The organism is Actinomadura parmotrematis (genome assembly GCF_019458805.1).
In the GTDB taxonomy this organism is placed as follows: Bacteria; Actinomycetota; Actinomycetes; order Streptosporangiales; family Streptosporangiaceae; genus Spirillospora; species Spirillospora parmotrematis.
Window position 1 is genome coordinate 125,584 of sequence record NZ_JAIBOA010000005.1, and the last position, 14,670, is coordinate 140,253.

The following is a 14,670-nucleotide window of genomic DNA, read 5'->3' on the forward strand; positions in this document are numbered from 1 at the left end:
GGCGGGGCAGGGCGAGGGTGGGGCGGGATCAGGGCGAGGCGGCCGCGGCGGCGAGCGCGCGGACCTCGGCCACCAGCTCGTCCAGCGGCGTGCCGGTCGGGAAGACCGCCGCGGCGCCCGCCTCCTTCAGGAGCGGGACGTCGGCGGCGGGGATGGTGCCGCCGACGACGACGGTCACGTCCCCGGCGCCCGCCTCGCGCAGCGCCGCGGTGACGCGGGCGGTCAGCGCGACGTGGGCGCCGGACAGGATGCTGAGGCCGACGACGGCGACGTCCTCCTGCAGCGCGATCGCCACGATCTCCTCGACCCGCCGCCGGATCCCGGTGTAGATCACTTCCAGGCCGGCGTCGCGCAGCGCCCGCGCGACGATCTTGGCGCCGCGGTCGTGGCCGTCCAGGCCGGGCTTGGCGACGAGCACCCGGGCCGGCATCAGAACACCACCGGCTGCTGGAACTCGCCCCACACGCCGGTGAGGGTCGCGACCATCTCGCCCACGGTGCAGTACGCGCCGGCGCAGTCGATCAGGGGGCCCATGAGGTTGGTGTCGCCCTCGGCGGCGCGGGCGAGATCGTCCAGGCGGGCGCGGACGGCGGCGGCGTCGCGTTCGGCCTTCACCCGGGCGAGGCGTTTCAGCTGCCGCTCGCGGCCGGCGGCGTCCAGCGCGTAGGCGGCGGTTTCGGGGACCGGCTCGCCGGTGGCGAAGCGGTTGACGCCGACGACCGGGCGCTCGCCCGACTCGACGTCGCGGTGCAGGCGGAACGCCTCGTCGGCGATGAGGCGCTGCAGGTAGCCGTCCTCGATCGCGCGGACCATGCCGCCGTGCCCCTCGATGTCGGCCATCACCTGGGTGATGCGCTCCTCGGTGGCGTCGGTCAGGGCCTCGACGAAGTAGGAGCCGCCGAGCGGGTCGGCGACGCGGGCGACGCCGGTCTCGTGCGCGAGGATCTGCTGGGTGCGGAGCGCCAGCGTCGCCGACTCCTCGCTCGGCAGCGCGAACGGCTCGTCCCAGGCCGCGGTGAACATCGACTGGACGCCGCCGAGGACCGAGGCCATCGCCTCGTAGGCCACCCGCACGATGTTGTTGTGCGCCTGCGGCGCGTACAGCGACGCGCCGCCCGCCACGCACCCGAAGCGGAACATCGACGCCTTGCCGGTGGTCGCGCCGTAGCGCTCGCGGACGATCGTCGCCCAGCGGCGGCGGCCCGCCCGGTACTTGGCGATCTCCTCGAAGAAGTCGCCGTGGGTGTAGAAGAAGAACGACACCTGCGGCGCGAATCGCTCGATGGTCAGGCGGCCGCGCTCCAGGACGGTGTCGCAGTACACCACGCCGTCGGCGAGGGTGAACGCCATCTCCTGGACGGCGGTCGCGCCCGCGTCGCGGAAGTGCGCGCCCGCCACCGAGATGGCGTTGAACCGGGGCACCTCGGCCGCGCAGAACTCGATCGTGTCGGCGATCAGCCGCAGCGAGGGGTCCGGCGGCCAGATCCAGGTGCCGCGCGAGGCGTACTCCTTGAGGATGTCGTTCTGGATCGTGCCGGTCAGCTTCGCCCGGGGCACGCCCGCGCGCTCGGCGGCCGCCACGTAGAGCGCCAGCAGGATCGCGGCCGTGCCGTTGATGGTGAAGCTGGTGCTGATCCGGTCCAGCGGGATGCCGGCGAACAGGATCTCGGCGTCGGCGAGGGTGTCGACCGCGACGCCGACGCGGCCGACCTCCTCGCCGACCTCGGGATGGTCGGAGTCGTAGCCGCACTGCGTCGGCAGGTCCAGCGCCACCGACAGGCCGGTGCCGCCCTGGTCGAGCAGGTAGCGGTAGCGGCGGTTGGACTCCTCGGCCGTGCCGAAACCCGAGTACTGCCGGATCGTCCAGAGCCGGCCCCGGTAGCCCGTCGGGTAGTTGCCGCGGGTGAAGGGGAAGGCGCCCGGCGGGGGCGGGTCGGCGGCCCGGTCGTCCGGCCCGTAGACCGGACGCACCGGGACGCCCGAGGAGGTGTGCGCGAAGTCGTCCATCGCCGATTACGCTACTTCCAGTTTACGAGAATGCCAATACCGTAGATGAGAATGATATTTCCGCAGGGTCGGGCGGCGGTCATCGCAGCAGGTCCTTCATGACCTTGCCGGTGGCGTTGACCGGCAGCTCGTCGAGGAACCGCACGGTCCGTGGCACCTTGAAGCCCGCCATCCGGGTGCGGCTCCAGGCGATCAGGTCGTCGGCCGACAGCTCGCCCCGGCGCACCACGTACGCCCGGCCGACCTGGCCGAGCCGCTCGTCGGGCACGCCGACGACGGCGACCTGCGCGACCCCGGGATGCTCCAGCAGGAAGCCCTCGATCTCGGCGGGGTAGGCGTTGAAGCCGCCGACGATGAACATGTCCTTCTTGCGTCCGGTGATCTTCAGGTGGCCGCGCGCGTCCAGCTCGCCGAGGTCGCCGGTGCGCAGCCACCCGTCGGGGTCGATCGCCTCGGCCGTCGCGGCGGGGTCGTCGAGGTAGCCCTTCATGACGCTGTAGCCGCGCACGAGGACCTCGCCGTCGGGCGCGATCCGCACCTCCAGGCCGTCGCAGGGCGTGCCGACGGTCGTGGCGATGTCCTCGAAGGTGTCGCCGGCCCGGGACGCGGTGGCGGTGCCGGCCTCGGTGAGCCCGTACCCCGTCATGATCGACTGGAAGGGCAGCTCCTCGCGTACGCGCCGGATCAGCTCCACCGGGATGTCGGCGGCGCCGGTCACCGCCGCCCGCAGCGACGACAGGTCGCGCTCGCCGGCCGCGTCCAGCAGCGCGTGATAGAGCGTCGGCGGGCCGGGCAGCATCGTCACGCGCTCCCGCTCGACCAGGTCGAGGACGCGCTCCACCTCGAACACCGCGACCGGCAGGATCGTCGCGCCCCGGATGAGCGAGGCGACGCAGCCCGCCTTGTACCCGAAGATGTGGAAGAACGGGTTGACGATCAGGTAGCGGTCGCCGCGCCGCAGGTCGGCGAGGTCGCACCACTCGGCGTACATCCGCAGCGTCTGGGCGTGCGTCATCATGACGCCCTTCGGGCGGCCGGTCGTGCCCGAGGTGAACATGATGTCGCAGACGTCGTCGCCCTCGCCGTGGCGCTCCAGCGGCGTCCCGCTGCCCAGGAAGTCCGAGGTGATGTCGATGGCCGGGACGCCGTCCGGGGCGGTGTAGTCCGCGCCGAGGAAGCCGGGCCGGACGAGGACGCCCTTGGCCCCGCTCCGCCGGATGATGTCGCCCGCCTCGTCGGCCTTGAACCGGGTGTTGATCGGGACCAGCACGCCGCCGGCGGCGAGCAGCCCGAACGCCGCGATGATCCACTCGGCGGAGTTGGGCGCCCACACCGCCATCCGGTCGCCCGGCTCCACGCCGAAGGAGGCGTAGGCGCCGGCGGCGACGCGGACGCGTTCGGCCAGCTCGGTGAAGGTGAGGCGGAGCGGCCCGTCCACCACCGCCTCGGCGTCCCCGAACCGCTCCGCCGCGTCCAGGACCATCCGGGAGATGGTCGGCCAGGTCATACCGACATCAAGCGGGCCAGGTTGCCGCCCATGATCTTGGCCTGGTCGGCCTCGCCGAAGCCGCTGAGGGCGTCGACGTAGCTGACCGGGTCGGCGAGGCCCTCGGGGTGGGGGTAGTCGGAGCCGAACAGCACCCGCTCGACGCCGATGAGGCCGGCGAGGTCGACCATGTCCTCCTCCCAGAACGGGCTGACGTGCAGGGTGCGCTTGACCGCTTCGACCGGGTCCTCGCCGAACGCCTCGGGGGCCTTCTTGTGAACGTCGGCGAGCTGGCCGAGCAGCGGTGCCACCCAGGACGAGCCGTTCTCGATGACCGCGATCTTCAGGTCGGGGAACCGGGTGAGCAGGCCGTGGCAGGCCATCGACCCGACCGCGTCGGTGACCGGCCGCCACTCGCCGAGCATCCGGAAGGCGTTGGTCTTGAACGGCAGCATCTCCGCGCCGTGGCCCTCCCAGTCGTTGGCGTACCGGCTGTAGCCGCTGTCGGAGGAGTGCATGCCGACGACGATGCCCTCGTCCACGACGCGCCTCCAGAACGGGTCGAACTCCGGCAGCGCGAACGAGCGCGGGCCCCGGTAGCCGGGGACGGGCGCGGGCCGGATCAGCACCGTCTTCGCGCCGCGCTCCAGGCACCAGTCCAGCTCGGCGATCGCCTTGTCGACGATGGGCAGGCTGATGACGGGCGTGGTGAAGATGCGGTCCTTGTAGTTGAAGGACCAGGTCTCGTGCAGCCACTGGTTGAGGGAGTGCACGACGATGTGGATCAGCTCGGGGTCGTCGCGCATGCGCTCCTCGATGAGGCTCGCGAGCGTCGGGAACATGAGGGTGCGCTGGATGCCGAGCTCGTCCATCAGCTCCAGGCGCGGCTGCGGCTCGCGGAAGGCCGGGATGGAGCGCATCGGCTTGCCGAAGATCTCCCGGCGGCTCTTGCCCTCGGGGTTGCCGTTGCGGAAGTACTCCTCCATCGCGCCCGGCCGGGCGACGACCTCGAAGGTCGGGTTCGGGATGTAGTCGCTGATCTGGCCCCGGATGGCGATCTTGGTACGGCCGTTCACCTGCACGTACTGGATCGCGCTCTCGTACTGCTTCGGCAGGTACCGGGTCAGCGCGTCCTCGGTCTCGTACAGGTGGTTGTCGGCGTCGAACAGCGGATAGGGCAGCTCACGCGAGGGCATGGAATCCTCCTTTGCCGAATATGAGAATGCTATTCTCATACACGGTTGGCCGCAATGTCTCGGCGGAGAATGAACTTCTGAACCTTGCCGCTGGCGGTGCGCGGCAGCTCCTGGACGGGGTGCAGCTCCTCGGGCCACTTCTGCCGCGCCATCCCGAGGCGGTCCAGGTGCTCGCGGACCTCGGGCAGGCCGGGCGGGCGGTGCCCGGGGCGGACGCGGACGAACGCCGCGGCGCGCTCGCCGAGCCGCGGGTCGGGCGCGGCGACGACGGCGGCCTCGGCGACGGCGGGCAGGGCGAGCAGCGCCTCCTCGACCTCCAGGGCGCTGATGTTCTCGCCGCCGCGGATGATGACGTCGGCCTTGCGGTCGGTGATGGTGAGGTAGCCGTCGCCGTCGATGACGCCGATGTCACCGGTCCGGTACCAGCCGTCGGCGTCGAAGGCGCGGGCGGTGAGCTCGGGGTCGGTGTAGCCGAGACAGAGATCGGGACCGCGGCTCAGGATCTCGCCGTCGTCCGCGAGCCGGATCTCCACGCCGGGCAGCGGGTCGCCGTCGGTGTAGAGGCGCTTGGCGGCGGGCGCGGTGGCCTTGCTGCCGGTGATGGACGGATGCTCGGTGCTGCCGTAGGAACGCCATACCGTGATCCCGAGCCCCTCCAGCCGGGCCGCCACCGCCGCCGGGACCGCCGCGCCGCCGAGGCCCGCGTACCGCAGGTTCGCCAGGTGCCCCTCGGTGAAGTCGGGGTGGTCGAGCAGGCTCGTCATGTAGTAGGCCGCGCCGCCGCCGACGGCGAGGCCCTCGTCCTTGAGGAGGCGGAGCGCCTGCGCGGGATCCCAGACGTCGGCGAGGTTCACCGGGGTGCCGTCCAGCACCGGGATGAGGAACGCGTTGATCATGCCGATGAAGTGGCCGACCGGCGCCGCGGTGAGCTGGCGGCCGCGGTCGGGCGGGTAGAGGCCGGCCAGCTGGCGGGTCTCGAAGCCGAGCGTGCGGTGGCTGTGCACGACGCCCTTCGGCTCGCTGGTGGTCCCCGAGGTGAAGGCGATGAGGGCGGGCCCGTCCGGCGCCGCGTCGAGCACGCCGACCAACGGCTCGGCGGCCAGAAGCGCCCCGAAGTCCCACCCCACGCCCTCCCGGCCACCACCCCCTTGCCCGCCACATCCTTGTCCGCTGGTGTCCCGGCCGCCGCCTCCTTGACCGCTGGTGTCTCGGCCGCCACCTCCTTGACCGCTGGCGTCCCGGCCGCCGCTCCCTTGCCCGCCAGCGTCCCGGCCGCCGCCTCCTTGCCCGCCACCTCCTAGCCCGCTGACGTCCCGGCCACCACCCCCTTGCCCGCTGACGTCCCGGCCATCGCTTCCTCGCCCGCCGGCGTCCCCGTCGCCGCCTCCTTGACCGCTGGTGTCTCGGCCGCCGACCCTTTGTGCGCTGACGATGCCGACGGTGGGGACGTTCGCGGTGAGGTCGGGGTGGTGTGCAAGGCGGCCGAAGCGTTCGGCGGTGATGAAAACGCGCGGGCGGACGGCGGTCAGGATGTGGCCGACCTCCTTGCGCCCGTAGAAGTGCACGATCGGCACGACGGTCGCGCCGAGGAACGCCGACGCCCAGAAGACCGCCGCGGCCTCCATCCAGTTCGGCAGCTGGAAAGCGACGGCGTCGCCGGGTCCGACGCCGCGTTCGCGCAGGCCGGCAGCCAGCCGGCGTGCGACCAGTTCCACGTCCCGGAACGTTCCGCTCCAGGGCCGTTCGGCCGAGTGCACACGGAAGGGGGTGCCGGGCGCCGCGGCGAGGCCGCGCTCCAGCATCTGCCCGAGGGTGTCCCGGGTCCACCAGCCCTCCGCCTCGTACCTGGCGGCCAGGTCGGCAGGGATCGTCCGCATGGCGTCAGCCCCAATCCGTCGATGAGAATTGCACTCTCACATAGAGAGAAGCTAAATTCCATACATGGCGCGAGATCACGGCTTCCATCCGGTGCGGGTCGTCCGGGTCGTCGAGGAGACGGCGGACGCCCGCACGTACGTGCTGGACGCGCCCTTCCCCTACCGGGCCGGGCAGTTCGTGACCGTGCGGGTGCGCGGCGCGCTCCGCAGCTACTCGATGTCGAGCTCCCCCGACGCCGACACCGCGCTCGCGACGACGGTGAAGCGCGTTCCCGGCGGCCTCGTCTCGAACTGGATGATCGACAACCTGGGGCCGGGCGACGTCGTCGAGATGACCCGCCCGGCCGGCGTCTTCTGCCTGCGCGAGACGGCCGCGCCGCTCGTGGCGTTCTGCGGCGGCAGCGGCGTGACGCCGGTCCTGTCGCTGGCCAAGAGCGCCCTCGCCGCGCAGGACCGGCGGGTGCGGCTGCTGATCGCCGACCGGGACGCCGCCGCCGTCATCTTCGGCGCCGAGCTGGCCGATCTCGCGGCCCGCCACCCGAGCCGGTTCGAGGTCGTGCACCACCTGGACGACCGGGACGGCCTCGTCACCCCCGAGCGGGTGCGCGCCTTCGTCGGCGCCGACACCGGCGCCGACGTCTACATCTGCGGCCCCGGGCCGTTCATGGACCTCACCGAGCGCGCCCTGCTCGCGCACGGCGTCCCGCCCGAGCAGATCTTCATCGAGCGCTTCGCCGGCCCCGCCGCGCCCGCGGCACCGCCCGCCGAGGTGGCCGAGGCGGCGGCCGCCGAGGGGGACGTCACGATCGTCCTCGGCGGCCGCCGGCACACCGTCCCCCAGCATCCCGGCGAGACGCTGCTGCAGAGCGCACGCCGGGCCGGGCTCGCCCCGCCCTTCTCCTGCGAGGCCGGGAACTGCGCGACCTGCATGGCCCGCGTCACCGACGGCGAGGCCAAGATGCGCGTGAACGACGCGCTGGACGAGGACGAGGTCGACGAGGGCTGGATCCTCACCTGCCAGGGCGAGCCCACGACGCCGCACGTCACCGTCGTCTACGAGGACTAGCGAAAGACGAGCGAAGGAGCCGGCCCGTGGTGGACCTGGAACTGGACGAGGGGGTCGCGGTCGTCACCATCGACCGCCCGCACGCCCGCAACGCCATCGCGCTCTCCACCATGGACGAGCTGGACAAGGCGCTGGACGCCGCCGCCGGCGCCCGCGCGCTCGTGGTGCGCGGCGCGGGCGACCGGGCGTTCGTCTCCGGCGGCGACCTGAAGGAGCTCGCGGCGCTCCGCACCGTGGAGCAGGCGACGGCGATGGCGCTGCGCATGCGCGGCGTCTGCGACCGCATCGCGGCCTTTCCCGCGCCGGTGATCGCCGCGCTGAACGGGCACGCGCTCGGCGGCGGCGCCGAGGTCGCGGTCGCCGCCGACATCCGGGTCGCCGCCGCCGACATCACGATCGGCTTCACCCAGTCGACCCTTGCGATCATGCCGGCGTGGGGCGGCGCCGAGCGGCTCGCCGCGCTCGTCGGGCCGGGCCGCGCGCTGCTGCTCGCCGGGACCGGGCAGGTGCTGGACGCCGCCGCCGCCGAGCGCGCCGGCCTGGTCGACCGGGTGCTGCCCCGCGCGTCCTTCGAGGCGGGCTGGCGGTCGCTCGCCGCGGCGCTCGCGACGGCGCCCGCGCGGGAGATCAAGCGGATCACCGCGGGGTCCGTGCCCGCCGAGGAGGCGGCACGCGCGTTCGCGCGGCTCTGGGTCGCCGACGAGCACTGGCGGGCTGTGGAGAGGACGGCGCGACGTGGCCACTGAGCTGACGGTCGAGGAGACCCCGGCGGGACCGGCCGTCCAGGCGGCCGGTCCCGCCCGCGGCACCGTGCTCTACCTGCAGGGCGACCGCTACCTGGCGCACGACCCGTACGCCGCGCTCGACCTGGCCGGGCACCTCGCCGTGCGGACGGGCGCCCGGGTGCTGTGCGCGCGCTACCGGCCGACGTTCCCCGACGCGCTCGACGACGTCCGCGCCGCCTACGAGCACTGCCGCCCGGCGGGCCCGGTGACGGTCGCGGGCGAGCGGGCCGGGGCGGGGCTCGCGGCGGCGCTGATGGTCGGGCTGCGCGACTCGGGGGCCGCGCAGCCGCGCGCCGCCGTCCTGGTCTCGGCGCTGCTCGACCTCACTCTGCAGGCGACGAGCCTGCGCCTGAATGCCGCCGCCGATCCGGAGTTCGACCCGGCCGAGCTGCGGCGCCACGCCGCGCGCTACGCCGGGGGAACCGACCCGCACGATCCGCTGCTCAGTCCGCTGCACGCCAACCTGCACGGCCTGCCACCGCTGTTGTTGCTCACCGCCGGCACCGATCCGCTTCTCGACGACGCGCTGGCGTTCGCCGTCCGCGCCGCCCACTCGGGCGTCTCGGTGGATCTGCGGGTGCACCGCAGCGGCCCGGCCCTGCGGCGCCGGGCCGCGGCCGACATCGCCGCGTTCGTCGGCGCGGGGGCGGTGGACGGGCACCGGTCCCCGCCGCCGGGGGCCGGCGGCGGGGGCCGGGTGTCCGGGGTCAGGTGACGGCCCCGGCCTCCTTGAGCGCGATGATGCGCTCCCAGTCCAGCCCGAGTTCCATGAGGATCTCCTCGGTCTGGGCCGCGAACTCCGGCGCCGGGCCGAGGTCGGGCGCGGCGACGTTGAACTGCACCGGGCTCGCCACCAGCTCCAGCCGGCCCGCCCGCACGATGTAGTCGTTGGCGCGGACCTGGGCGTCCTGGCCCGCCTGCACCGCGTCCTGCACCGGCGCCCATGGACCGGCGAGCGTCGCGAACCGCTCGGCCCACTCGGCGAGCGGGCGCGCGCCGATGACCTCGCGCAGGATCGCGACGGCCTCGGCGGTGTTGGCGGCCAGGTCCTCGCCGGTGGCGAAGCGCGGGTCGTCGGCGAGCTCGGGGCGGTCGACGTGGCGGCACACGTCGGCCCAGAACTTGGCGGGCTGGAGCATCACGAAGCTGATGTAGCGGTCGTCGGCGGTGCGGTACAGGCCGGTCAGCGGGTTGACGGGCGAGGCGTGCGCGCCGGGCGGCGCCGGCACCCAGGGCTCGCCGAGCAGCAGCGACAGCGCGATGCCGTGGCCCATCGCCCAGAGGCCGCTGCCGAGCAGCGACACGTCCACCACCGAGGTCTCGCCGGTGCGCTCGCGCCGGAACAGGGCGGCGGCGATGCCGCCGGCCAGGTTGGTGCCCGAGATGGTGTCGCCGTAGGCGGGCACCGGCGGGCTGATCATGCCTTCGACGCCGGGCGGGGTGAGGCTCGCGGCGGTCGCCGCGCGCGCCCAGAACGCGGTCGCGTCGTAGCCGCCGCGCTCGGCCTCGGCGCCGCGCGGGCCGAGCGCGCTGCCGCGGGCGTAGACGATGCCGGGGTTGATCGCGCGCACGTCGTCGACGTCGATGCCGAAGCGGCGGCGGGCGGCGGGCAGGAAGCTGGTGAGGAAGACGTCGGCGCGGCGGATCAGCCCCTCCAGCACCTCCCGGCTCGCGGACTTGGACATGTCCAGGCCGAGGCTGCGCTTGCCGCGGTTGGCGTGCTCGATGTTGGGGTTCGGGTCGCCCTCGACGTGGAACGCGCCGGTCCGCCGCAGCCCGCGCTGCGGGTCGCCGGTGACGGCGTGCTCGATCTTGACGACGTCGGCGCCCCAGTCGGCGAGCACGGCGCCCCCCGACGGGACGAACCCGTACATCGCCACCTCCAGGACGCGGACGCCCTCCAGCGGCCTCATCCGAGGGCCTCGGCGAAGGTCTTGCGCTCCTGGAACTCCTCCAGGCCCGCGACGCCCATCTCCCGGCCGATGCCGGACTGCTTGTAGCCGCCGAACGGCGCGTCCGGGGCGAAGTAGTTGCCGCCGTTGATGCTGAGGGTGCCGGTGCGGATCCGGCGGGCGACGGCGATGGCGCGGTCCCGGTCGGCGCTGTGCACCGCGCCCGACAGTCCGTAGGGCGACCGGTTGGCGATGCGCACCGCGTCGTCGTCGTCCTCGTAGGGGATGACGACGAGGACGGGGCCGAACACCTCCTCCTGCGCGATCTCGCTGTCGGGGTCGACGCCGGTCAGCAGGGTCGGCTTGTAGAAGAAGCCGGGGTCCACGCGCTCGCCGCCGGTGACGAGGGTGGCGCCCGCCTCGACGGCGCGGCGCACCATGCCGTCGACCTTGTCGCGCTGGCGCTCGCTGATGAGGGGGCCCATGAAGGTCTTGGGGTCGGCCGGGTCGCCGTAGGGGACGCGGCCGAGCATCGCCGCGACCCGCCGCACGACGGCGTCGTGGTCGCGGGCCGGCACGAGCAGCCGGGTGGTGATCGCGCAGCCCTGCCCGGCGTGCGAGCAGATCATGAACGCGGCGAACATACTGGTGGCGTCGTAGTCGGCGTCGTCCAGCAGGATCATCGCGGACTTGCCGCCGAGCTCCAGGAACACCCGCTTCAGCGTGCCGCTCGCGGCCTTCATGATGGCGCGGCCGGTCGCGGTGGAGCCGGTGAAGCTGACGACGTCCACGTCCGGGTGCGTCGTCAGCGCCTCCCCCACCTCCGCGCCCTGGGACGACAGGACGTTGACGACGCCGGGCGGGATGCCGGTGTCCTCGGCGATCAGCTCGCCGAGCGCGAGCGTGATGAGCGGGGTGTCGGGGGCGCCCTTCAGCACGACGGTGCAGCCGGCGGCGAGCGCGGGCGCGAGCTTGGCGAGGGCGAGCTGGTTCGGGTAGTTGTACGCGGTGATCGCGGCGACCACGCCGGCGGCCTCGCGCTCCACCCAGCGGCGGTGCCGCCGCCCCTGCAGCTCGATCTCGCCGAGCTCCTCGGTGCGCGGGTGCTTCTTCAGCAGGTCGGCGTAGTAGCGGACGATCTCGATGGGCTGGTCGAGCTGCGGGCCGTGGGTCAGCGAGCGCGGCGCCCCGACCTCGGCGATCGTGAGGTCGCGCAGCTCCTCGCGGCGGTCCACGAGGGCGCGGTGCAGCCGGTCCAGGCAGTCCACCCGCAGCTCCACGTCGGTGGCCCAGCCGGTGGTGTCGAAGGCCCGGCGGGCGGCGGCGACCGCGGCCGCCGCGTCGTCCGCCGTCGCGTCGGGCGCGTACCCGACCGTCTCACCCGTCGCGGGGTCGATCGAGGGGAACGTCCACCCGCTCCCGGTGAGGCGCCCGTCGATGAGCATGCGCCGGGTGGCCTCCCCGCCGACCACCGATCCCGCCGGGCGCGCCCCGCTGTCATCGGATGGCATCCCGCCTCCTTCACGACGATATCCCGATTCTCAAATCTGGAGTATGACGTTCTCATACTCGTTCGGGATGTCAAGGGCGCACGTCCCGGACGTCCGGACGTCCCCGCGGCCGCCGCGGGCGTCCGGCATCGGCCCCTTCCGCTTTCCAGCCTGCCGAGAGTAAGGTTCTCGTATCCGGAAGGGAGATTCTCGTGATCGAGACGAAGGCGCTCAGCCCGTCCCTGGGCGTGGAGGTCACCGGCGTCGAGGACCTGCTCGACCCGACGGTGATCGCACGGCTCACCGAGGCGCTGAAATGGCGCGGCGTCCTGCTCATCCGCGGCCTGCACCTGGACGACGCGGCGCAGCTGGCGTTCAGCCGGCGGCTCGGCGAGGTGGTGGCCCTCGGCGGCAACGAGATCTTCACGGTCACCCTGGACCCCTCGAAGAACCCGGCCGCCGAGTACCTCAAGGGGACGTTCCACTGGCACATCGACGGCACCACCGACCCGGTGCCGGTGAAGGCCACGATGCTGACGGCCCGGCACGTGGCGATGACCGGCGGCGGGACGCAGTTCGCCAGCCTGTACGCCGCCTACGACAACCTGCCCGAGCAGGATCGCAAGCGCTACGACGAGCTGCGCGTCGTGCACAGCCTGGGGGCCTCGCAGCGGCTGGTGTACCCCGACCCCTCCCCCGAGCAGCTCGCGCAGTGGGAGCAGTTCCCCGGCCAGGAGACCTCGCTGGTCTGGCGCCGCCGCGACGGCCGCCGCTCGTTCGTCATCGGCGCCACCGCCGACCACATCGTCGGCATGGACCCGGCCGAGAGCCGCGCCCTGCTCGACGAGCTGGTCGAGTGGTGCGGCCAGGAGCGGTTCCGCTACACCCACGAGTGGCAGGTCGGCGACCTGGTCATCTGGGACAACACCGGCATGCTGCACCGGGCGCTGCCCTACGACCCCTCCTCCGAGCGCTCCCTGCAACGCACGACGATGCGGGGCGACGAGGCGTTCAGGTGAGGACGGCCGTCGTCACGGGCGGGGCGTCCGGTATCGGCCGCGCCATCGCCGAGCGGCTGCGCGCCGACGGCCACCGCGTCGCGGCGCTCGACCTTGCGCCCGAGGGCGACCCGTCCGCCGAGAAGGCCGACGTCACCGACCGCGCCCAGGTGGACGCCGCGCTCGCCGCGGTCCGCGAGCGGCTCGGTCCGGTCCACATCCTGGTGAACGCCGCCGGGCTGGACGGGTTCAAGCGCTTCACCGACCTGTCCTTCGCGTCCTGGCAGCGGGTCCTCGACGTCAACCTCAACGGCGTCTTCCACTGCGTCCAGGCGGCCCTGCCCGACATGCTCGACGCGGGCTGGGGTCGCATCGTCAACATCTCCTCCTCCAGCGCCCAGTCCGGCCAGCAGTACATGGCGCACTACGTGGCGGCCAAGTCGGCCGTCAACGGGTTGACGAAGGCGCTCGCGCTGGAGTTCGGCCCCGCCGGCGTCACCGTCAACGCGGTGCCGCCCGGCTTCATCGACACCCCGATGCTGCGCAAGGCCGAGGCGCGCGGGCTGCTCGGCGGCGGCGTCGAGGAGCACATCGGGCGGACGCCGGTGCGCCGCGTCGGCCGTCCCGAGGACATCGCCGCCGCCTGCGCCTTCCTCGTCTCGGAGGAGGCCGGCTACATCACCGGCCAGATCCTCGGCGTCAACGGCGGGCGCAACACCTGACCGCGCGCCCGCGCCCCGTCCCCGCACCCCACCCCGGCAGAGCACGACCCGAAAGGACCGAAACGATGGGACGAGTGGAAGGAAAGGTCGCGTTCATCACCGGCGCGGCCCGCGGCCAGGGGCGCAGCCACGCGGTGCGCCTCGCCGAGGAGGGCGCCGACATCATCGCCGTCGACCTCTGCCGGGACTTCGAGACGGTCGGGTACGCGCTCGCCGCCCCCGACGACCTCAAGGAGACCGCGAGCCTGGTGGAGAAGGCGGGCCGCCGCGCGGTGACGGCCGTCGCCGACGTCCGCGACCCCGAGGCGCTGCGCGCCGCGCTGGAGCGCGGCGTCTCCGAGCTCGGCCACCTCGACGTCGTCGTCGCGCAGGCCGGCATCGCGCCGCTGAAGGGCAAGCCGCCGCTGCAGGCGTGGTCGGACGTCATCGACATCAACCTGGTCGGGACGATCAACGCGGTGCAGGCGGCGCTGCCGCACCTCACCGAGGGCGCCTCGGTCATCGCGACCGGCTCCACCGCCGCGCTCATGGTGCAGGGCATGGTGCAGACGCCCGGCGCCGACCCCGGCGGCGCCGGCTACGCCTTCGCCAAGCGCACCCTCGCCGCCTACATGCACGAGCTGGCCCGCAACCTCGCGCCGCTCGGCATCCGCGCCAACGTCGTGCACCCGACGAACTGCAACACCCCGATGCTGCAGAGCGAGCCGATGTACCGGTCGTTCCGCCCCGACCTCGACCACCCGACGCGCGCGGACGCCGAGCCCGCGTTCCACGTCCAGCAGGCCATGCCGATCCCCTTCGTGGAGCCGAAGGACATCAGCGACATGGTGCTGTTCCTGGCCTCGGAGGAGTCGCGCTACGTGACCGGCATGCAGATGCGCGTGGACGGCGGCGGCTACCTCAAGTGGCACGACTTCCACCTGTGAGCACCCCCGACAGGAGAACCGACATGAAGGTCAACGTCGACGCCGGGCGCTGCCAGGGCCACACCCTCTGCGCCATGATCGCCCCCGACGTCTTCGAGCTCGACGACGTCGACGGGCACGCCACGCCGGTCGACCCGAACGTCCCGGCGGACCAGGAGCGCAAGGTCGCCGAAGCCGTCCGCTCGTGTCCCGAGCGCGCGATCTCCACGTCCTGAGAGGACCCCT

At 73.3% G+C, this 14,670-nt stretch carries 14 protein-coding genes; 7 read left to right on the forward strand and 7 right to left on the reverse strand.

What is annotated here, in order from left to right; genetic code table 11:
* Positions 1-28: 28 nt before the first annotated feature.
* The 5 genes from K1Y72_RS09860 to K1Y72_RS09880 form a co-directional block, all read right to left on the reverse strand.
* The gene (locus tag K1Y72_RS09860; RefSeq protein WP_220165377.1) at positions 29-430 is read right to left on the reverse strand and encodes a cobalamin B12-binding domain-containing protein; all 402 of its coding nucleotides are present in this window, start codon (positions 428-430) and stop codon (positions 29-31) included.
* Positions 430-2,007, reverse strand: coding sequence for a methylmalonyl-CoA mutase family protein (locus K1Y72_RS09865; RefSeq protein ID WP_220165379.1), 1,578 nt, complete (start codon positions 2,005-2,007; stop codon positions 430-432). Before K1Y72_RS09865 ends, K1Y72_RS09860 begins: the two co-directional genes overlap by 1 nt.
* A 79-nt stretch (positions 2,008-2,086) precedes the next feature.
* Positions 2,087-3,514: a FadD3 family acyl-CoA ligase gene (locus K1Y72_RS09870; protein WP_220165381.1), complete on the reverse strand. Its 1,428-nt coding sequence runs from the start codon at positions 3,512-3,514 to the stop codon at positions 2,087-2,089.
* Positions 3,511-4,689, reverse strand: a complete 1,179-nt coding sequence (locus tag K1Y72_RS09875; protein ID WP_220165382.1) for an amidohydrolase family protein — start codon at positions 4,687-4,689, stop codon at positions 3,511-3,513. The genes K1Y72_RS09870 and K1Y72_RS09875 overlap by 4 nt, the downstream gene beginning before the upstream one ends.
* Before the next feature lie 35 nt (positions 4,690-4,724).
* Positions 4,725-6,566 carry an AMP-binding protein gene (locus K1Y72_RS09880; RefSeq protein ID WP_220165384.1) on the reverse strand — a complete coding sequence of 614 codons (1,842 nt, stop codon included), beginning with the start codon at positions 6,564-6,566 and terminating at the stop codon, positions 4,725-4,727.
* Between the two features lie 64 nt (positions 6,567-6,630).
* On the opposite strand from K1Y72_RS09880, the gene K1Y72_RS09885 reads away from it, so the two are divergent.
* Genes K1Y72_RS09885 through K1Y72_RS09895 form a run of 3 tightly spaced genes read left to right on the forward strand, consistent with a single transcriptional unit; the run spans position 6,631 to position 9,132 of the window.
* A complete protein-coding gene (locus tag K1Y72_RS09885) occupies positions 6,631-7,632 on the forward strand; it encodes a ferredoxin--NADP reductase (RefSeq protein WP_220165386.1) in 1,002 nt (333 codons plus the stop codon).
* Positions 7,633-7,658: 26 nt separating this feature from the next.
* Positions 7,659-8,378, forward strand: a complete 720-nt coding sequence (locus tag K1Y72_RS09890; protein WP_220165388.1) for an enoyl-CoA hydratase/isomerase family protein — start codon at positions 7,659-7,661, stop codon at positions 8,376-8,378.
* A complete protein-coding gene (locus K1Y72_RS09895; RefSeq protein ID WP_220165391.1) occupies positions 8,368-9,132 on the forward strand; it encodes an alpha/beta hydrolase fold domain-containing protein in 765 nt (254 codons plus the stop codon). Before K1Y72_RS09890 ends, K1Y72_RS09895 begins: the two co-directional genes overlap by 11 nt.
* On the opposite strand, the gene K1Y72_RS09900 is transcribed toward K1Y72_RS09895, so the two are convergent.
* The gene (locus tag K1Y72_RS09900; RefSeq protein ID WP_220165393.1) at positions 9,125-10,330 is read right to left on the reverse strand and encodes a CaiB/BaiF CoA transferase family protein; all 1,206 of its coding nucleotides are present in this window, start codon (positions 10,328-10,330) and stop codon (positions 9,125-9,127) included. The genes K1Y72_RS09895 and K1Y72_RS09900 overlap by 8 nt on opposite strands.
* Positions 10,327-11,820 carry an aldehyde dehydrogenase family protein gene (locus K1Y72_RS09905; RefSeq protein WP_220165395.1) on the reverse strand — a complete coding sequence of 498 codons (1,494 nt, stop codon included), beginning with the start codon at positions 11,818-11,820 and terminating at the stop codon, positions 10,327-10,329. The genes K1Y72_RS09900 and K1Y72_RS09905 overlap by 4 nt, the downstream gene beginning before the upstream one ends.
* 191 nt (positions 11,821-12,011) lie before the next feature.
* Between K1Y72_RS09905 and K1Y72_RS09910 the strand changes: the two genes are divergently transcribed.
* The 4 genes from K1Y72_RS09910 to K1Y72_RS09925 all read left to right on the forward strand — a co-directional run bounded on the left by K1Y72_RS09910 (position 12,012) and on the right by K1Y72_RS09925 (position 14,660).
* A complete protein-coding gene (locus tag K1Y72_RS09910; protein ID WP_220165396.1) occupies positions 12,012-12,818 on the forward strand; it encodes a TauD/TfdA dioxygenase family protein in 807 nt (268 codons plus the stop codon).
* Entirely contained in the window at positions 12,815-13,519 is a 705-nt protein-coding gene (locus K1Y72_RS09915) for an SDR family NAD(P)-dependent oxidoreductase (RefSeq protein ID WP_220165397.1), read from the forward strand. Before K1Y72_RS09910 ends, K1Y72_RS09915 begins: the two co-directional genes overlap by 4 nt.
* Positions 13,520-13,584: 65 nt before the next feature.
* Positions 13,585-14,445 carry a mycofactocin-coupled SDR family oxidoreductase gene (locus K1Y72_RS09920; protein WP_220165398.1) on the forward strand — a complete coding sequence of 287 codons (861 nt, stop codon included), beginning with the start codon at positions 13,585-13,587 and terminating at the stop codon, positions 14,443-14,445.
* 23 nt (positions 14,446-14,468) lie between these two features.
* Entirely contained in the window at positions 14,469-14,660 is a 192-nt protein-coding gene (locus K1Y72_RS09925; RefSeq protein WP_220165399.1) for a ferredoxin, read from the forward strand.
* Positions 14,661-14,670 lie beyond the last annotated feature (10 nt).